Genomic DNA, 19827 nt, shown 5'->3' with positions numbered 1-19827 from the left:
GGAAGCATGCAATGGAAGCATTGATAGCCCTGGTGGTGCTGGTTCTGCTGGCCATCCCGCTGCTGCTGGTGGTGGCGCTGGTGATGATTGCCGGCCTGCGCCGCCGTGTGGCCGCGTTGGAAGGTGCCTTGGCCGCCGCGCCGGCCGCCCGTCCGGTTGCAGCCGAGCCTGCACCAGAACGGGCTGCGCCCATGCCTGCGGCCAGTGCCGATCCACCGTTCCTGCGGCCGGTGGCGGCTGCCGCGCCGCCTCCCCCCCAGCCAACGCCGCCGCCGGTGCACGAACCGGTGCCTGCGGCAGCGGAGGCGCTGCGCCCGGTCGCACCACCGCCGGTGCCACCCGTGCCAGTGCAGCCGCCGTTGCCTTCCGAACCGACGCTGCCGAACTTCATCGAGCGCGGCATCGGAGCGGTCAAGCGCTGGTTCACCGAGGGCAACGTGCCGGTCAAGATCGGCATGCTGGTGCTGCTGGCCGGTGTTGCCGCGCTGTTGAAGTACGTCAGTGACCAGGGCTGGCTGGTGCTGCCGATCGAGCTGCGCCTGGCCGGTGTCACCGTGGGTGCGCTGGGCCTGCTGGCGTTCGGTTGGCATCAGCGCGACCGCCGGCGCTTGTTCGCACTGGCGCTGCAGGGCGGTGCCATCGGCGTGCTGCTGCTGACCATCTTCGCCGCGTTCAAGCGGTTCGAGCTGCTCAACCCCGGGTTTGCCTTCGCCAGTTCGATCGCGCTGGTGGCCGGGCTGTGCGTGCTGGCGGTGGTGCAGAACTCGCGCACGCTGGCGGTGCTGGGCATCCTCGCAGGCTTCATGGCACCGCTGTGGCTGTCCACCGGCAGCGGCAACCACGTGGGGTTGTTCAGCTACTACGCGGTGCTCAACGCCGGCATCTTCGCCATTGCCTGGTTCCGGCCGTGGCGCGCGCTGAACCTGCTGGGCTTCGCCTTCACCTTCGGCATCGGTACGTTCTGGGGCGTGCTGCAGTACGCGCCGGACAAGTTCAGCAGCACCGAGCCGTTCCTGCTGCTGTTCTTCGCCTTCTACCTGCTGATCCCGCTGCTGTACGCACGCCGGCAGCCCGCCGGGCGGCGTGACCTGGTCGACGGCAGCCTGGTGTTCGGTACGCCCTTGGTCGCCTTCTCGCTGCAGGCCGGCATGCTGCACGAGCAGCCGATGACGCTGGCGCTGTGCGCACTGGGCCTGGCGGCGATCTACGCCGTACTGGCGCGGGCACTGATTGCGCGCGCGTCGTACACCGTGCTGGCGCAGTCGCATGCGGTGCTGGCGGTGGGCTTCGCCACGCTGGCGGTGCCGCTGGCCTTGTCGGCGCGTGCCACCGGCGCGGTGTTCGCGCTGGAAGGTGCAGGCCTGGCCTGGCTGGGCCTGCGCCAGAAACGCTGGCTGCCGCAGGTGTCCGGTGCGTTGTTGCAGATGGGCGCGGCGTTCGCTTTCGTGGCCGGTGGCGATCACTGGCATGAGGACCTGCGCTTCCTGCTCAACCCGACCGCGATCGGTGCACTGCTGCTGGCCGTTGCCGGCTTCGCGTCGGCCTGGAGCTACCAGCGCAGGCAGCGCCACGAGATTGCCCTGGTCTACTACCTGTGGGGCCTGCTGTGGTGGCTGGGTGGCCTGGTGCACGAGATCACCCGGTTCTTCCCGTACCGCACCGAAGTGGATGCACTGCTGGTGCTGGCTGCGGTGACCGCATGGCTGGCCGCCGAGGTGCAGCGCCGCCAGCCGGCGCGTGCGCTGGGGATGACCGCACTGACGATGCTGGCGCTGGGCTTCCCGCTGGCGCTGATGCAGAGCGATGCGCACCAGCAACCGTTCGCCGGCTACGGTGCGCTGGCCTGGGCGGCGTTCGCGGTACTGGGTGTGCGCACGCTGCTGTGCCTGCGCCAGGGCGGCGACACCGTGGCACGCATCGCGCAGTTCCTGTGGTGGCTGCTGTGGCCGTCGCTGCTTTCGCTGCTGGCCCTGTGGGGCGGTGGTGAAGCCGGGCTGGCACAGGGCTGGACCACGTTGCTGGTGACGCTGCCGTGGCTGCTGATGGCGGCGCTGTCGCTGTGGCGCTGGAATGCGCTGCGCTGGCCGCTGGGTGAGGCGTTCGATCGCGTGCGCCAGCCGCTGCAGTGCGTGCTGTTCGGCCTGTTGTCGATCGGCTGGCTGTCCGGCCAGCTGTTGCCGGGCGATGCCGCGCCGCTGCTGTGGCTGCCGGTGTTGAATCCGGCGGAGATCGGGCAGTGGCTGAGCCTGCTGCTGCTGGCGCGTTGGCTGTACAGCGATCAGGCGCCGCAGGCGCTGCTGGGTATCCGCGTGCCGCTGCTGTCACTGGCAACCTTCGTCGCGCTGACCAGCGTTGTGCTGCATGGCGTGCATCAGTGGGGCGGCCTGTCGTGGAACGCGTCGATGATGCGCTTCAGCCTGGCGCAGACCAGCCTGACCGTGCTGTGGAGCGTGCTCGGCGTGATTGCCTGGGTGTGGGGCTCGCGCCGTGGCCAGCGCGTGTTGTGGATGGTGGGTGCGGTACTGATGGGCGTGGTGCTGGCCAAGCTGGTCATCGTCGATCGCCAGCACCTGGGCAACCTGCTGGGCATCGCATCGTTCATCGCCTACGGCCTGCTGTGCACGGTCGTGGGTTATCTGGCACCGGCACCGCCGAGCGCGGCGCCGACCGTGGAGGAAAAACAATGAAGACGTGGAGCAGGGCGCTGCTGCCGGCGATGTTCGGCATGCTGGCCGCCGTCACCGCACAGGCCGCCGATTACCGTACCCAGTACGCCGAGCAGTGGCCGCTGACGTTGTCCAGCGCACAATCGGGTGCCTACCGTGTTGTGCTGGAACCGGCGATCTACCGTCGCGCCGGTAGTGCGGACCTGGGCGATGTGCAGGTGTTCAATGCCGCCGGCCAATCGTTGCCGTCGGCATTGCTGGCGCCGGACCAGCCGCTGGCACAGCCGCCGGTGCAGCGTGAGCTGCCGTGGTTCGCGTTGCCGCCGCTGGCCGAAGCGCAGCGCAACGACCTGCAGTTGCTGACCGAGCGCGATACCGATGGTCGCGTACGCCGGGTCGAGGCGCGTGTGGGTGGTGGTGCGGTAGCGAACGGGCAGGGCGGTTGGCTGATCGATGCCAGCGTGCTCGGCCAGCAACCATTGGCGGCACTGGTGCTGGATTGGGCGGACAGTGGCCAACCGTTGCAGGCACAGGTGCAGCTGGACGTCAGCGACGACCTGCAGCACTGGCGTGCGATTGGCCTCGACATTCCGCTGGTGGATCTGCAGCGCGCCGGCAAGCGCCTGCTGCAGCGCCGTCTGCAGGTGGATGGTGAAGCGCGCTATCTGCGTGTGCTGGCGCAGGGCGATGCCCGTCTGCCAACGTTGCGTAGCGTACTGGCCGAGCTGCCACCGGCACCGGCCACACTGCCGTGGGAGTGGTTGTCGCTGGAACCGACCTCGAAGCGCAAGGGCGAATACACCTTCGAGATGGATGGCCGCTTCCCGGCGGCGCGCGCTGACGTGGCCAGCACCGACAACAGCCTGGTGCAGTGGACATTGTTCAGCCGCGATGACGAGAGCGCGGAATGGCAGCGCCGTAGTGCACCGTGGATTGCCTATCAGCTGCAGCAGGGCGCCCAAGGCCAGCGTCAGCAATCGGCCGCGCAGCCGCTGGGCGGCGTGCATCGGGATCGTTACTGGAAGCTGGTAGCGAATCCGGCTGAAACGGCGACGGCTCCAACCCTGCGTCTGGGTTATCAGCCGGAAGTGCTGGTGTTCCTGAGCCAGGGCGCGGCGCCGTATGCCCTGGCGGTGGGCAGCTCGACTGCGCGCCGGATGGAGGCGCCGATCGGTGTGCTGATCGAGGAGCTGCGGCAACGCAATGATCCGTCGTGGCAGCCGACGCTGGCGCGCCTGGAAGGCAGCCCGGAGCCGCTGGCCGGTGAGTCGGCACTGAAGCCGCAGCACGACTGGAAGTCGTGGCTGCTGTGGGCGTTGCTGGGGCTGGGTGTGTTGGTTGTTGGCGGCCTGGCGGTCAGTCTGCTTCGGCAGAAGCCGGCGCCTTCGGCGTAGGTTCCGGCGAACGGCGCAGCCCCTCGTGGGTGGGGTTGGTCGTGTAAAGCAACAGCCGTGCTTGGCCGGGCGGGTGGGCTGGGAAGGGGACGCCGTGAATCCGTCCCTGGAGGCTTAGCCGCGCCATCCATGGCGCGGATACCCCTGCCCAGCCCACCCGCCCGGCCTCTGACGGTTTCCGTGTGCGTCCACCCACGGAAGAAAAAAATGAAGAGCAAAAGCAAAAGCAGCTTGGCTGCGCGCTCTTTGTAGAGCCGAGCCCACGCTCGGCTGCTGTTCGCGGAGACGGCCATCGGGGTCAGATCCGTTTTCCGCAGGAAAACGGATCTGACCCCTTCTTTCTCCATCCGACATCAGAAACTGCTTTTGCCTTTGCCATCCGCATCACCTCATGAACCTGTCTAGGCCGGGGTGGTGTGGGCTGGCAGGGGTATCCGCGCCATGGATGGCGCGGCTAAGCCCCCAAGGACGGGTTTACGGCGTCCCCTGCCAGCCCACACCACCCCGGCCCAGCCCCAGCATCACAAGGCGCCAGCGCTTTGGCTTCGGCCGTTGCTGTTGCCGTTGCCGTTGCCGTGCGCCTCTGCCTGCCGCAGGCATCGGCCCTCCCACCACCCGCACCCGATACAATGGCCGTCTGCCGTAGCCCGGCATCCCGTCCCTGAGCCAAAGAGTTGCCCATGTCCATCGTCCGCATGACCGACCTCGACCTCTCCGGCAAGCGCGTGCTGATCCGCCAGGATCTGAACGTGCCGATCGAGAATGGCCGCATCACCTCCGAACAGCGCATCACCGCTTCGCTGCCGACGCTCAAGCGCGCGCTGGAGCAGGGTGCGGCGGTGATGGTCACCTCGCACCTGGGGCGCCCGAAGGAAGGCGTGTGGAGCGAGGCCGATTCGCTGGCGCCGGTGGCCCAGCGCCTGTCCGAGCTGCTTGGTCGCGAGGTTCCGCTGGTGCGCGACTGGGTCGACGGTGTCGACGTGCAGCCGGGCCAGCTGGCGCTGCTGGAAAACTGCCGCATGAACGTCGGCGAGGGCAAGGACGATGAAGCCCTGTCGAAGAAGTACGCCGCCCTGTGCGATGTGTTCGTGATGGATGCCTTCGGCACCGCGCACCGTGCGCAGGCCTCGACCCATGGCGTCATCCGCTTCGCCCCGGTCGCTGCCGGTGGCCCGCTGCTGATGGCCGAACTGGACGCGCTGGCGCAGGCGCTGGATGCACCGGCCAAGCCGCTGCTGGCCATCGTCGCCGGCAGCAAGGTCAGCACCAAGCTGGAACTGCTGGCCAACCTGGTCGGCAAGGTCGATCAGCTGATCGTCGGTGGTGGCATCGCCAACACCTTCATCGCTGCCGCCGGCTACAACGTCGGCAGGTCGCTGTACGAGCCGGACCTGCTGGACACCGCGAAGAAGATCGTGGCCGATGCCAAGGCGCGTGGCGCCGATATCCCGCTGCCGGTGGACGTGGTCACCGCCAAGCAGTTCATGCCGGACGCGGTTGCCGAAGTAAAGGCGGTCGACGCCGTTGCCGAAGACGACCTGATCCTGGACATCGGCCCGCGGACCGCGGCGCAGTACGCGCAGCTGATCGGGAAGGCCGGTACCGTGGTCTGGAACGGTCCGGTCGGTGTGTTCGAATTCGAGGCCTTCAGCAAGGGCACCGAAGCGCTGGCCCGTGCCATCGCCAGTTCGCCGGCGTTCTCCATCGCCGGTGGCGGCGACACCCTGGCCGCGGTCGACAAGTTCGATATCGCCCAGCAGGTCAGCTACATCTCCACCGGTGGCGGTGCGTTCCTGGAATTCCTGGAAGGCAAGACCCTGCCGGCGGTGGCCGCACTCGACGCGCGCGGCGCATGAGTGCCGATCGCAGCTAGGATGTCCTGTTCTTCGACCTGGACGGCACGCTGATCGATTCGCAGGTGGGTATCACCGCCTGCATCGCCTATGCGCTGCAGAAGATGGACCATCCGGTGCCACCGCAGGAGACCCTGCTGGGCTGGATCGGTCCGTCGCTGCGCACCACCTTCGCGCCGCTGTTCGGTGAACCGGCGCGGGTGGAACAGGCGGTGGGCTACTACCGTGAGCGCTTCGACGTCGAGGGCTGGCGCGAGCACACGGTGTACCCGCAGGTGGAAGACACCCTTCGCACGCTGCATGGTCGTGGCCATCGCCTGGCGGTGGTCACTGCCAAGAACGAGCCGCACGCGCGCCGCATCCTTGCCCACCTGCCGTTCGGCGGGCTGTTCGAGGAGATCGTCGGTTCGACCCTGGATGGCTCGCGCAGCCACAAGCCGGAACTGGTCGGCGAAGCATTGCGTCGGTTGCAGGTGCAGCCTGCGCAGTGCTGGATGATCGGCGACCGCCGCATGGACATCGAAGGCGCACGCCACCACGGCCTGCGCAGTGTCGGCGTGCTGTGGGGCTTTGGTGGTGAGGAGGAACTCACTGCCGCCGGTGCTGGCCAGCTCGCCCGTGAGCCGGTACAGCTGGAAACGCTGCTGGCCTAGCCTCCTGTGGAGCCGAGCCCATGCTCGGCTCCACAGAACTCCCTGCGCCAGCGTATGTCCGGACAATGTCCGTTCCATGACCCGCGAAGTCAGGCCGCACAAGGCTGTAACCGTATACATGCGGCGTGAAGGATGTGCTAATTTCCGTGCTTTATCGGGAGAGGCCCATTCACCATGTTCGAGCGTCAGCGTCGCACCAAGATCCTTGCCACCCTCGGTCCGGCCACTGATCCGCCGGGCGTGCTGGAGGATCTGTTCCGCGCCGGCGTCAACGTGGTGCGCCTGAACTTCAGCCATGGCGATCCCTCCGGCCAGGCCAAGCGTGCTGCCGAAGTGCGCGCTGCCGCGGCCCGCGTGGGCGTGGAAGTGGGCATCCTGGCCGACCTGCCGGGCCCGAAGATCCGCATCGAGCGCTTCGCCGAAGGCAAGGTACAGCTGAAGGCGGGCAACCGCTTCGACCTGATCGCAAGCACCAGCGCCGGCCCGGGTGACGCCACCCAGGTGGGCGTGAGCTACCTCGGCCTGCCGCAGGACGTGGGTCCGGGCGATGTGCTGCTGCTCGACGACGGCCTGATGCAGCTGCAGGTGGTGGAAGTGCAGGGCGAACGCATCATCAACACCGTACTGAACGACGGTGTGCTGTCCGACCGCAAGGGCCTGAACAAGCAGGGCGGTGGCCTGTCGCTGGGCGCGCTGACCGAGCGCGACAAGGAACTGATCGGCATCGTCGCCAAGATCGGTGTCGACTTCATCGCCGTGTCGTTCTGCCGCAATGCGCAGGACATGAACGACGCGCGTGAGATCGCCCGCTCGCACGGCTGCGATGCCGCGCTGGTGTCGAAGATCGAGCGCACCGAGGCGATCGAGAACCTGGAAGAGATCGTCGAGGCCAGCGACGTGGTGATGGTGGCCCGTGGCGACCTTGGCGTGGAAATCGGCGATGCCGAACTGCCGGGCCTTCAGAAGAAGATCATCAAGGCCTCGCTGGCGCAGAACAAGGTGGTGATCACCGCCACGCAGATGCTGCAGTCGATGGTCGAAAGCCCGATCCCGACCCGTGCCGAAGTGCTGGACGTGGCCAACTCGGTCATCGATGGCACGGACGCGGTGATGCTGTCGGCCGAGACCGCTGCCGGTGCCTGGCCGGTCAAGGCGGTGGAAGCGATGGCGCGCATCTGCCTGGGTGCAGAGCGCCAGTTCCAGACCGAGACCGACTTCAACGCCTCGCCGCGCAACCTGGAACGTGCCGACCAGGCCATTGCCATGGCCACCATGTTCCTGTCGCAGCACGTGGGCGTGCGCGCGATCGTGGCGATGACCGAATCCGGTGGCACCGCCCGCTACCTGTCGCGTTTCCGCGCCAAGGCGCCGGTGTTCGCGGTCACCCGCCACGACGGTGCACGCCGCCAGATGGCGCTGATGCGCGATGTCTACCCGATCAACTTCGACAGCCGTGGCCTGACCCCGCGTGAAGCCGCACGCGGCAGCATCCGCCTGCTGGTGGAAGCCGAACTGCTGCAGGCCGGTGACCGCGTCGTGTTCACCAGCGGTGAGCACATGGAAACCCTGGGCGCGACCAACACCCTGCGCCTGCTGGAAGTGGGCGAAGACGGCCGCGCCAGCGGCCTGGGCGATCTGTAAACCCAGTCGGCCCCGGGTCGGAGCCGCTGCGCGGGTCCGAGCCGGGGTCAGATCCCCGAAGGGGTCGTGACCCGGCGCAACAGGACATCGCCTGTTCGGTGCGGACATTGGAATCGTTTCCAGACTGCCCTGCACGTCGGTGCAACGGGCGGCGGGGCTATACTTACGTTTTTCCCGCACCCGCCACAGGAAGTACATGAGCATCGAACAGCTGGCTGAAACCGCCCAGGCCATGGTTGCCCCGGGCAAGGGCATCATCGCGATCGACGAATCCACCGCTACCATCGCCAAGCGTTTCGCTGGCGTCGGTATCGAGAACACCGAGGAGAACCGTCGTGCCTACCGCGAACTGCTGCTGACCACGCCGAAGCTCAACGAGCACATTTCCGGCGCGATCCTGTTTGACGAAACCATCCGTCAGTCGACCAAGGACGGCGTGCCGTTCGCCAAGTACATGGCCGACCACGGCATGATTCCGGGCATCAAGGTGGACAAGGGTGCGCACCCGCTGGCCGGCTGCCCGGGCGAGCTGGTGACCGAAGGCCTGGACGGCCTGCGCGAGCGCCTGCAGGAGTACTACAAGCTGGGTGCGCGCTTCGCCAAGTGGCGTGCGGTGATCAACATCGGCGAAAGCATTCCGTCGGGCACCTGCATCGAGTCCAACGCCCACGCGCTGGCCCGCTATGCCGCCCTGTGCCAGGAATGCGGCCTGGTGCCGATGGTCGAGCCGGAAGTGATCATGGACGGCGACCACGACATCGAGACCTGCTACGAAGTCACCGAAGCCACCCTGCGTTCGCTGTTCGATGCCCTGTACCAGCAGAACGTGCTGCTGGAAGGCACCATCCTGAAGGCCTCGATGGTCATCTCGGGCAAGGGCTGCGATGAGCAGGCCGACGTCGAGGAAGTGGCCGAGTCGACCGTGATGTGTCTGAAGAGCACCGTGCCGGCCATCCTGCCGGGCGTGGTGTTCCTGTCCGGTGGCCAGAGCGACGAGCAGTCCACCGAGCATCTGAACGCGATGAACCAGCTGGGCAACCTGCCGTGGCCGCTGAGCTTCTCCTACGGCCGCGCCATGCAGCAGGCCGCGCTGAAGCTGTGGGCCAAGGACATGAAGGGCAACTACGCTGCCGCCCAGAAGACCGTGTACGAGCGCGCCAAGGACAACGGCCTGGCCGCGCTGGGCAAGTGGAACGGTTGATCCGTCCCATCGCAGGATGAACAGGGCAACGCCGGCATCACGCCGGCGTTTGCTTTTGCGGGTATCTTTTCCGCCCCCACGCACCGGGCCGGTGTGCGGGACATACATGGAAGGCCAAGGAGAAAAAACATGCGTTTGGCAGCAATCACACTGGCCGTCGCCACGGTCCTGATCGCCGGCGGTTGCAACCGCATCGGTGGCGGTGGTGACGCAGGCAAGGCTGCGTCGCTCGATTTCGACAAGCCGGTGTCCGGCGAGATCACCTCGCGCAGCGGCATCAACTTCAACGACGGCAGCCATCACCAGCTGTACCAGATCAAGCTGGAAGACAGGGAACTGGTCGGCCTGAAGCTCACCGGGGCACTGACCGGTTCGATCGCCGTGTTCAACAACGGCAGCCTGGTGTCCACCAGCAATACCGGTTACGAACGCGAAGGCGATGTCTCGCTGGCCTTCCGTGCCAACGGTGGCGGCACCTACCAGGTGGCGGTCAACGCCAACGGTCCGAGCGCCTTTGGTCCGTACCGCCTGCGCGCCGAGAAGCTGAAGCCGTACGACGGCAAGCCGCTGGTGGGCAGTGGTGAGATCGTCGATATGCTGGCCAGCAACTCGCAGGACTACACCCTGCAGGTGGAGAAGGCGGGCCTGTACGAGATCCGCCTGGTCTCGGATGTCTTCGATCCGGTGCTGAAGCTGTCCGGCCAGGGCGTGGATGCCGAGAACGATGACGGCGGCGACAGCACCAACTCGCGCCTGAACCTCTCGCTGAAGCCGGGCAAGTACACCCTGACTGCACGCGGCCTCGGCGACGGCGTCAATGGCATGTTCACCCTGTCGGCCACCCGCATTGAACTGCCAGGCAACCTGGTGGATCGCGATGGCACGGCACTGCCGAAGTCGGGCAGCGCGTACACCATGCTCGACAACGAAGGCCGCCGCCGCTTCCTGCTGACCCTGGATCGTCCGGCCGACGTGCGTCTGGATGCGATTTCCAGCCAGGTCGATACCGTGCTGCGCGTGGTCGGCGGCGACGTCGAGCTGACCGACGACGACGGTGGCAATGGCACCAATGCACGCCTGGAAGAGACGCTGCCGGCCGGTCACTACACCGTCGACGTGTCCAGCCTGAACAACGGTGCGGGCCTGGTGGAAGTGCGCGTGCAGGTCGAAGGTGCCAGCGCCGACGGTGCTGCCGCCTCGGCCGCACGCGCCGCTGCGGATGCAGCTGCTGCCGTGGCCGATGACGCCGCTGCTGCGGTGGAAGCAGCCAGCCGTTGAGGTGATCCACACGTAGCGTGGATGACCTCAAGGCCGCAACGGGAAAGGCCGGGCAATGCCCGGCCTTTCCTTTTACCGGAAGTGCTGCGGTTCAGTGCGCAGCGGCGAAGCCCGCATCGCCCAGAGGCGGCAGCATCGATCCGCGCGGTTCGTTGTCCGTGCTTTGTCCCGCGGCGCTCAATGCCTGCTGGTAGGCCTTCGCCGTAGCAGTGTTGAACGCCACCAGCACGATGCGCATCGGCTGTGCATGGCTGCGCTGCCACGCCAGTGTTTCCGTCACTGCGATCTGCGCGGCCTGGTACAGCGGATAGCCATACACACCGCAGCTGATCGCCGGGAACGCGATCGACTTCACGCCCAGCGACTCGGCCAACTGCAGCGATTTCCAGTAGCAGTTGGCCAGCAATGCCGGTTCGTCGCGCTGGCCGTCGTGCCAGACCGGGCCCACCGTGTGCAGTACATGCCGCGCAGGCAATGCGTAAGCGTCGGTGGCGCGCACTTCACCGGTCGGGCAACGCACGCCCGGACGCAGTTCCGGCAACTGCTCGCACTCGGCCAGCAATGCCGGCCCGGCCGCGCGATGGATCGCGCCGTCGACGCCGCCGCCGCCGAGCAGTGTTTCATTGGCCGCGTTGACGATCGCATCCACCGCCAGGGTCGTGATATCGCCCTGCCAAACTTCGATCTTCATGCGTCCGTCTCCTGCCTGTGAGGTGTTCCGCGCAGCATCTGCGCCGGCTGTTCCCACGGTAGGGGACAGGGCATCGATACTGCGTCATGACCGTCTCACGCGCTGCGATCCGACGGCCTTCACGCACGATGGCGGGCGACGCCTTCACGCAGGCTGAAGCAGAAAGGGGGAGGTGGCGAAACGGTAGCGCCGGGCCATGCCCGGCGGATGGTGAACGAAGCGAATGCCGGAAACAGCAACGCCGGGCATGGCCCGGCGCTACCTTGAACGAAAACGGGATCCGACCCTGAGCTCACGGCAGGCCGGCCAGCCAGTCGTCGTCGGAACCCTCATTCACATCGGCGAACAGCGGTGTGGAGAAATAGCGCTCGCCGGTATCGGGCAGCATTGCCAGGATCACCGAGCCCGGTTCAGCGCGGGCGGCCACGTCCAGCGCGCTGGCCACGGTGGCGCCGGCGGAGATGCCGACGAAGATGCCTTCCTCCGCAGCCAGGCGACGCGCGGTGGCGATCGCGCGGTCATCTTCGACCGAGACCAGTTCGTCCACCACATCGCGGTTGAGCACGTCCGGCACGAAGTCCGGGGTCCAGCCCTGGATCTTGTGCGGCTTCCAGTCATCGCCCTTCAGCAGCGCGGCACCGGCCGGTTCGGTGGCGATGATGCGGGTCTGCGGGCGCGCGACCTTCAGCACTTCGCCCACGCCGGTAAGCGTGCCGCCAGTGCCCCAGCCGCTGACGAAGTAGTCCAGCCGCTTGCCGGCGAAGTCGCGCAGGATCTCGGCAGCGGTGGTGTTGCGGTGGTAGGCCGGGTTGGCCGGGTTGGCGAACTGGCTGGCCAGGAACCAGCCGTGCTGCTCGGCCAGTTCGGCCGCCTTGCGCACCATGCCGCTGCCGCGCTCGGCGGCCGGGGTCAGGATCACCTTGGCACCGTAAGCGCGCATCAGCTTGCGGCGCTCCACCGAGAAGGTCTCGACCATGGTGGCCACGAACTTGTAGCCGCGCGCGGCGGCGACCATCGCCAGTGCCACGCCAGTGTTGCCTGAAGTGGCTTCGACAATGGTGTCGCCCGGCTTGAGCAGGCCGCGTGCCTCGGCGTCGAGGATGATCGCCAGCGCCAGACGGTCCTTCACCGAACCGCCCGGGTTGAACGACTCGACCTTGGCGTAGACGCTGACCTGCGGGGGCGCCAGGCGCTGCAGCCTGACGATGGGGGTGTTGCCGACGGTATCGAGGATGGAGTCGTACAGGGCCATGGAAGCGCTCCGGAAACGGGGCCGCGCCGGGCTTCGGCGGGCGAAGGGGGAGGGCTGGCTGTTCAGGCCAGCGGCTGCCGGCTGACCGTAGCGCCGGCATATGACGCCCGGAAATGACCAGATACCTTTCTTAAACAACCTTTGGTTATAAGCTGGTGACGGCAATTGACCCTAGAGTGGACCTCCGCCCCACGCCGCCTGCCTCCCATGACGCTGACCCAGCTGCGCTACCTGGTTGCCATCGCCGACGCCGAGCTGAACATCACGCTGGCCGCCTCGCGCGTGCACGCCACCCAGCCCGGCCTGTCCAAGCAGCTCAAGCAGCTGGAGGACGAGCTGGGTTTCTTGTTGTTCGTGCGCAAGGGCCGCAGCCTGGAGTCGGTCACCCCGGCCGGCACCGAGGTCATCGCCCGCGCTCGTGCGGTGCTGGCCGAGGCCAACAACATCCGCACCTACGCGGCCAACCAGCGCCGCGAGAGCCAGGGCCAGCTGATCCTGACCACCACCCACACCCAGGCGCGCTTCGTGCTGCCGCCGGCGGTGGCAGCGATCAAGCAGGCCTATCCCCAGGTGAGCGTGCACCTGCAGCAGGCCGGCGAAGCCGACGCGCTGGACCGCTTGAACCAGGGTGATGCCGATATTGCGATCATCAGCACCGCTGGCGGTGAGCCCACCGATGGCATCGCGGTGCCGCTGTTCCGCTGGCGGCGCCTGGTGGTGGTACCGAAGGGCCACCCGCTGGACCGCGCCGGCCGCGCCCCAGACCTGGCCGCGCTTGCCCGCCAGCCATTGATCAGCTACGAATCCTCGACCCGGCCGAATTCCTCGTTGCAGCGCGCCTTCGCTGCGAACGGCCTGGTGCCGGATCTGGCGCTGACCGCACTCGATGCCGACCTGATCAAGACCTACGTACGTACCGGTCTGGGCGTGGGCCTGCTGGCGGAGATGGCGGTCAGTTCCAACGACGAAGACCTGAGGTCGTGGCCGGCCCCGGAGCCGATCACTGAGTGCATTGCCTGGGCGGTGCTGCCTCGCGATCGCGTGCTGCGTGATTACGCGCTGGAGCTGGTGCACGTGCTGGCACCGCAGATCGATCCGCGTGATCTGCGCAGGGTGCTGGATGGCAACCAGGCGGCGGCGTGGCCGGTGCCACCGACGTGGGAGTCACTGACCCAGACCATCACGGTGTGAGGTGGGTCGAGCAGGGCTTGCAGCCCTGCACCCGCGGTAGTGCCGGCCGCTGGCCGGCAACCTCAGAAGCAACAGCAACAGCAACAGCAACAGCAGAAGCTGGCATTGCGTGGGGTGGCGGGACGGTGTCGGAGTGCGGGGACGCCGCAAGTACGTCCCTGTAAGCTTGGCAGCCGCTTGCTCGTGTGCGCAGTCCTGCGCACACGGCAAGACCGGGGTTGGGCGTCCTGCCCAACCCGCCCGAGGCATGCCTCGGGCCCATGCGGCTGACACCCCGCACTCCGACACCGCCCCACCTCTGACAGATTCCGGCGGCTGTTGGTAGGTGTCGACCTTGGTCGACACGGTAGATCCACGCCATGCGTGGATGCATTTCGATTCCAATTCGAAATATTCGATTCCGATGGAGATTCATCCACGCATGGCGTGGATCTACTGCAGATCGCAGAAATCTGTCGAAGGCGGGGTGGGTCCGGTTGCGGGGGCGTGAGCGCCATGGATGGCGCGACCGAGCCTCCATGGACGGATTTACGGCGTCCCCCGCAACTGGACCCACCCCGCCATCCCTCAGGAAACCAGCTTCTGCTGTTGCTTCGGCTCTTGCCGTGGACGTGGCATCTGCAGGTGCAGGGCGCAGCCCTGCCGAACACCCTGCGACGGGTGTCGCAAATGCCTGCGACGGTTCGTCGCACGGGCAACCCTGGACCCGGCTCTACACTAGCGGGGTGACCCGCCTGTCCCGCCCGCAGCGCCTTCTGCTCCAGCTCGCCGTCCTGGCGACGCTGTTGATGGTGCTTGCGCCACTGGTCAGCCGCGCGCTGCAGGCGCAGCCGATGGAGCATGCCGCGATGGCAGGCATGGACCACGCCGCCATGGGCCATGACATGCACGACATGGCCATGGCCGGGCACGATCAGCACGGCGCCGCGCCGGCCGCGCCCAGCCGTCCGCCCGACCCCCACGCCATGCACGGCGAAGCCTGCGAATACTGCGTGCTGGCAATGCGCCTGCTGCCATGGCTGGCCGTGCTGGTGCTGCTGTTGCCGCTGCTGTGGCGGCCGCAGCTGGTGTTCCCGTGGTCGCAGCAGGTGCTGCCCGCGCTGTGCTGGCCGGCGCATGCCGCGCGCGGGCCGCCGCGTTTCTCCATCGTCCGCTGATATCCCTATCGAATCTGCCGCACGACGCCTGACCGGGCGCCGTGCGCGCGTGCGTACTTTGGAGCTGTTCCGATGAAAATGACTTCCCGCCCCGCGGGCGCCTGCGCGCGCCTGCCGGTTGCCCTTGGCCTGGCCGTGGCCGCGTCACTGGCCCACGCTGCGCCTGCCGAAGAGGCACGTACCCTCGACACGATGGTGGTCACCGCCGCCGCACCGTCGTCCCCGCTGCACTGGGTGACCGATCCGCGCCTGCCGCGGCAGCCGGTGCCTGCCAGTGATGGCGCCGACTACCTGAAGACCGTCCCCGGCTTCTCCGCCATCCGCAACGGCGGCACCAACGGTGACCCGGTGCTGCGCGGCATGTTCGGTTCGCGCCTGAACATCCTCAGCAACGATGGCAACCTGATCGGTGCCTGCCCGTCGCGCATGGACAATCCGCTGTCCTACATCGCGCCGGAAAGCTTCGACCGGCTGACCATCATCAAGGGCCCGCAGAGCGTGCGCTGGGGGGCGGGCGCGTCGGCCGGCACCGTGCGTTTCGAGCGCGATACGCCGCGCTTCGAGGAGCCGGGCCTGCGTGCCGATGCCAGTGCGCTGGTCGGTTCGCGCAACCGCAACGACCAGGTGCTGGACCTGACCCTGGGCAACCCGACCGGCTACGTACGCGCCAGCGGCAACCGTTCCGAAGCCGATGACTACAAGGACGGCCACGGTGACGTGGTGCCATCGAAGTGGCGCAAGTGGAACGGCGACGTGGCCATCGGCTGGACGCCGGATGCCGACACGCTGCTGGAAATTTCCGCCGGTGCCGGTGATGCGATCGCGCGTTACGCGGGCCGTGGCATGGACGGTGCCGCGTTCGAACGCACCAGCTACGCGGCGCGTTTCGAGAAGCGCAACCTGCCGGGGGCATGGGACACGTTGCAGGCCAACGTGTACTACAACAACGCCGACCATGTGATGGACAACTACACGCTGCGCACGCCGAACCCGAACAGCATGATGCCGATGCCGATGGCGTCGAACGTGGATCGCCGTACCCAGGGCGGCCGGGTCAGTTCCGAGTGGCGCTGGCAGGATGTGCAGCTGGTGGCGGGTATGGATGGCGAAGACAGCCGCCATCGTGGCCGCATGGGCATGGGCCGCGACACCTACCGCCAGGCCGCCTGGGAAACCGATGCCAACTTCCGCCGCTATGGCGTGTTCACCGAGTTGACCCTGGGTGCGGGCACCGACCAGCGCTGGATCAGCGGCCTGCGCATCGACCGCGCCAGCGTCCGCGATGAGCGGCAGTCGGTGCGCGGGATGATGGGCAACCGACCCAATCCCACGGCCGGGCGAACGCGCAAGGAATGGCTTGGCAGCGGCTTCCTGCGCTACGAGCAGGACCTGGCCGATGGCCTGACCTGGTACGCCGGCCTCGGCCACAGTGAACGCATGCCCGACTACTGGGAGCTGTTCTCGCCCAACCACGGCCCGGCCGGTGCGGTGAACGCGTTCACCGGCGTGCAGCCCGAGCGCACCACCCAGCTTGATGTTGGCATGCAATACAAGGGGCCCCGTGTGCAGGCCTGGGTCTCGGCGTACGCCGGGCAGATCCAGGACTACATTCTGTTCACCTACCACGGCAGCGGCATGATGGGCATGAGCCAGGCCCGCAACGTTGATGCACGTATCGCTGGTGCCGAGGCGGGCCTGGAAGTGAGCGTGGCCGAGCAGTGGAAGCTGGGCGGCACGCTGGCCTATGCCTGGGGCGAGAACCGCGACCAGCATCGCCCGTTGCCGCAGATGCCACCACTGGAAGCACGCCTGAGCGCGAACTGGGAAGGCCAGCGCTGGAGTGCCGGTGCGCTGCTGCGCGCGGTGACCCACCAGCATCGTGTCGCAAATGGCCAAGGCAATGTGGTCGCGCAGGACCTGGGGCCGAGTGCCGGCTTCGCCACCTTCGCGCTCAACGCTGCTTACCGCTTCAGTTCGCAGCTGCAGCTCAGCGCGGGCGTCGACAACCTGTTCGACCGTGCCTACAGCGAGCACCTGAATCTGGCCGGCAGCGCCGACTTCGGTTTTCCGGCTGACCCGGTGCGCATCAACGAGCCGGGCCGCAGCCTGTGGATGAAGGTGAACTACCGGTACTGATCCGCCGGGTGTGTAACGGCGCGCGATAAATCGCCCGCCGCTGGTGAGATAAACGATGGGCCACCAATGTTGCGCCCAGCGGAATGAAATTGCACGGGGCGGAACCGCCCCGTGCCCTGGCTTCCCTACCAGGTCGTGTAGATCAGCTCCCGCCGCTGAACAGCCTGGCGGCCGATGGTGTAGCGGATTGGCACTACCCGGTCCTTGAACTGACTGAAGACTTCCCGCATGGCCGGGTGGTCGTTGATCGTCAGGATGGCTGAGCCGCGCAGCCCTGCCATCTGACGGGCCAGCTCCTGGTACTGGTCCATGCCAAAGGGAGCGCCGTACCCCTCGGTCTCCCAGTACGGCGGATCGAGGAAGAACAGGCTGTCGGCGGCATCGTATTTGGCCACGCACTGCTGCCAGGACAGGTGCTCGACGGTGACCTTATGAAGCCGGAGGTGCGCAGCACTCAAATCCTCCTCAATCCGCAGCAGGTTGAGGCCCTTGCCGCCCCGGCCGAAACCGGGGGTCTGGCCAGTCGCCTTGCCACCCCATGCCAGTCGCTGCAGGTAATAGAAGCGTGCGGCACGTTGGATGTCGGTCAGGGTGTCCGGGTGCTGGAGCTGGCACCATCGGAACATCTCGCGGCTCGTCAGCGCCCATTTGAACTGGCGGACGAACTCTTCCAGGTGGTTGGCCACTACCCGATACAAGCGCACCAGCTCGCCGTGGCAGTCGTTTAGGACTTCAGCCCTGGCCGGCTCCCTGGCGAACAGCAGAGCAGCGCCACCAGCGAATGCCTCGACATAGGTGCGGTGGGGGTTCTCGGCCACCAGGGGCAGCAGGTGCGGCAGTAGGCGGGTCTTCCCGCCCGGCCAGGGAAACAGCGTTGTGGTCTTCATTCTCAGCCTCTGCGATGGATCTCGGCCAGACTGAGCCTCCCCGCGCGAGGGGGCTGGGCCTTGGCCAATTGCACGCGGGCTGTCGCGTGTGTTGCGGCGCCGGCCGATCAGTTCCCGCTGATCGGCCGGCGCCCAGTTCTTGCACTACTTGCCGGACTCAAGGACAGCCAGGCGCTGCTCGATGTTGGCCAGACGCAGCTCGACCGCCTCTCGCTCGCGGCGGTCGCGGCGAGCCATAGCTGCCAGAATCCAAGCATGCAGCTCGGAGGTGCGGAAGCTGTAACGGTCACCGGCTTCCCTTGCTGGCTCGACGAGGATTCGCTCAGCTGGCTTCCCCTCTAGCACGCAGATGCGGCGCGCCTCGACAGCTGGGGCCAGCAGGCCGCCTTGTCGCTCTGGCGTGAGCATCTCCCCCTGCCGTGCCGGCTCCAATTCTTCGCCAGTAGCTTCGTCGTACTTGGCCGGAATGATTGCGTAAGTAGCTGGTACCACCTCATAGACCGCATCCTGCGCGGGGATTTCAAGCCACTCCCCTTCCTGCGCTGGAATCTCATGCCATACCTCCTCCGTGGCTGACCAAGAGTCGTAGCAGAATGCGCTGTAAGCGAACGGGTCCAGATCGTGCTGCTCCATCACTGCAGCAGCGGCTTGAACGGCCGGACCGGCATGCCAGCGAGCATCGTCACCCTCCTCGGAAACGCGCTCCAACCACTTCCACTTCATCGCCAGCTCGTTGATCTCCAGGAATGCCGCTTCCTCAGCATCCGTCATGGTCTCCAGCGGGGTTTTCAACCGAGCGTCGGATGCGCTGATCGCCGTGTTCTGCGCGAAGAACTGGTTGAACGGAAGCGCTGCTGTACCAACAGTCTGCGTATTGGCTGTGAATGGCGTGAGGGACGTGCCAGTACGAGCCCCCGAATCAGTGAACTGGAACAGAGTCGACACCTGAGCACCGAAATTCGGGGATCTCAGGTTGACGTTCAGCCGAGTGCCATCCGTGTTGACCATGAACCCGTAGGTCGCCGACAAGGACTCGAGCCAAAACCCGGCGCCGGCTGCGAGGCTTCGGATAGCGTTGTTCGAAGTGTAGGTCTTTGCGCCGGCGATGTTCTCATCACCGACGTTGTGGACAACGTTGGGCTCAAGAGCGAGTAGCTTCGCCGTTGCGTAGACGATCCCGGCCGGCTCTGCAGTCACAAGATTCCCAGCTCCACCAAGCGGAGGCGCGAGGTAAGCGACTCCCACCTCACCACGCTTGGCAAGCGTGAAGCCGCGAGTGTACGCAGGAAGCCGGATCCATAGATCTACACCTGTGAATGAGCCTGGAGAGCCAGCCAGCGTCAAACCAACCTGAATCGGGATAGATGGTGCACCGTCCTGCAGACGCAGGTGGCTGACCATGTCGTCAACAATGCTCTGAGTGAGCGCAGAGATTGCAGAGCTGTAGCCCTTGACCGAAGCGGTGACAAGATCACGGGCGAATTTCGTCGTGTTGATGTTGCCGCTTCCAGCGTCGAACATCAGCATGCTGCCTGCAGCAGGTTGCCAGGGAAGGGTTGCCAGGCGGATCCACTGCACAACGGTGTTGTTGATCCCCAGCGGTTCGGCGGGTATGGCACCGGCCCATTGCGTGCCAGTAGCAGACCTCTGTACGAACTGCCCAGCCGTGCCGCCCGAGGGAAGCCCCTGCTCGCTGGTTGCCAAGCCCGCCCGAATCGCACTGACCAGCACCTTCACGTTGCTGCCCCCTTGGACAGCAGGAATCGCCTCATTACCGGTGAGCGCAGCGGCGTTGGGGAGGCCAGAGATCTTTACGTCGACCATTTT

Annotated in this window: 14 protein-coding genes; 10 read left to right on the top strand and 4 right to left on the bottom strand. The window is 66.6% G+C overall.

The window, feature by feature from the left end; translation table 11 throughout:
- Positions 1-11: 11 nt before the first annotated feature.
- The 7 genes from ACZLHH_RS19075 (at position 12) to ACZLHH_RS19045 (ending at position 10686) form a co-directional block, all read left to right on the top strand.
- Positions 12-2687 (top strand): DUF2339 domain-containing protein, encoded by a 2676-nt coding sequence (locus ACZLHH_RS19075; RefSeq protein WP_180845216.1) that lies wholly within the window; start codon positions 12-14, stop codon positions 2685-2687.
- Positions 2684-4060: a DUF3999 domain-containing protein gene (locus ACZLHH_RS19070; RefSeq protein ID WP_180845217.1), complete on the top strand. Its 1377-nt coding sequence runs from the start codon at positions 2684-2686 to the stop codon at positions 4058-4060. The genes ACZLHH_RS19075 and ACZLHH_RS19070 overlap by 4 nt, the downstream gene beginning before the upstream one ends.
- A 680-nt stretch (positions 4061-4740) precedes the next feature.
- Complete coding sequence (locus tag ACZLHH_RS19065) at positions 4741-5916, top strand: phosphoglycerate kinase (RefSeq protein WP_180845218.1); 1176 nt, start codon at positions 4741-4743, stop codon at positions 5914-5916.
- Between the two features lie 23 nt (positions 5917-5939).
- The gene (locus ACZLHH_RS19060) at positions 5940-6566 is read left to right on the top strand and encodes an HAD hydrolase-like protein (protein ID WP_478478790.1); all 627 of its coding nucleotides are present in this window, start codon (positions 5940-5942) and stop codon (positions 6564-6566) included.
- Between the two features lie 174 nt (positions 6567-6740).
- Positions 6741-8207 (top strand): pyruvate kinase, encoded by a 1467-nt coding sequence (gene pyk, locus ACZLHH_RS19055; RefSeq protein WP_032127871.1) that lies wholly within the window; start codon positions 6741-6743, stop codon positions 8205-8207.
- A 196-nt stretch (positions 8208-8403) separates the two neighbouring features.
- Entirely contained in the window at positions 8404-9408 is a 1005-nt protein-coding gene (locus tag ACZLHH_RS19050) for a class I fructose-bisphosphate aldolase (RefSeq protein WP_010481439.1), read from the top strand.
- 129 nt (positions 9409-9537) lie between these two features.
- Entirely contained in the window at positions 9538-10686 is a 1149-nt protein-coding gene (locus tag ACZLHH_RS19045; protein ID WP_049400593.1) for a hypothetical protein, read from the top strand.
- Between the two features lie 91 nt (positions 10687-10777).
- Here the strand turns inward: ACZLHH_RS19045 and ACZLHH_RS19040 are convergent, their stop codons facing one another.
- Together ACZLHH_RS19040 and cysK are read right to left on the bottom strand one after the other, a co-directional pair.
- Complete coding sequence (locus ACZLHH_RS19040; protein ID WP_032127873.1) at positions 10778-11377, bottom strand: O-acetyl-ADP-ribose deacetylase; 600 nt, start codon at positions 11375-11377, stop codon at positions 10778-10780.
- Between the two features lie 292 nt (positions 11378-11669).
- The gene (gene cysK / locus ACZLHH_RS19035) at positions 11670-12629 is read right to left on the bottom strand and encodes a cysteine synthase A (protein WP_014038293.1); all 960 of its coding nucleotides are present in this window, start codon (positions 12627-12629) and stop codon (positions 11670-11672) included.
- Between the two features lie 207 nt (positions 12630-12836).
- Between cysK and ACZLHH_RS19030 the strand changes: the two genes are divergently transcribed.
- The 3 genes from ACZLHH_RS19030 (at position 12837) to ACZLHH_RS19020 (ending at position 17113) form a co-directional block, all read left to right on the top strand.
- The gene (locus ACZLHH_RS19030) at positions 12837-13820 is read left to right on the top strand and encodes a LysR family transcriptional regulator (protein ID WP_043403003.1); all 984 of its coding nucleotides are present in this window, start codon (positions 12837-12839) and stop codon (positions 13818-13820) included.
- A 725-nt stretch (positions 13821-14545) separates the two neighbouring features.
- Positions 14546-14977: a DUF2946 domain-containing protein gene (locus tag ACZLHH_RS19025; RefSeq protein WP_180845005.1), complete on the top strand. Its 432-nt coding sequence runs from the start codon at positions 14546-14548 to the stop codon at positions 14975-14977.
- Between the two features lie 72 nt (positions 14978-15049).
- Complete coding sequence (locus tag ACZLHH_RS19020) at positions 15050-17113, top strand: TonB-dependent copper receptor (protein WP_180845004.1); 2064 nt, start codon at positions 15050-15052, stop codon at positions 17111-17113.
- 125 nt (positions 17114-17238) lie between these two features.
- On the opposite strand, the gene ACZLHH_RS19015 is transcribed toward ACZLHH_RS19020, so the two are convergent.
- The gene (locus ACZLHH_RS19015; protein ID WP_126928740.1) at positions 17239-18000 is read right to left on the bottom strand and encodes a DNA adenine methylase; all 762 of its coding nucleotides are present in this window, start codon (positions 17998-18000) and stop codon (positions 17239-17241) included.
- 144 nt (positions 18001-18144) lie between these two features.
- Positions 18145-19824, bottom strand: coding sequence for a tail fiber domain-containing protein (locus tag ACZLHH_RS19010; protein ID WP_180845003.1), 1680 nt, complete (start codon positions 19822-19824; stop codon positions 18145-18147).
- Between the last annotated feature and the right edge of the window lie 3 nt (positions 19825-19827).

It is taken from the genome of Stenotrophomonas sp. 28608_Sma (genome assembly GCF_056486185.1).
The sequence above is the reverse complement of the archived record's forward strand: the minus strand, read 5'-3'. Positions and strand labels throughout refer to the sequence as shown.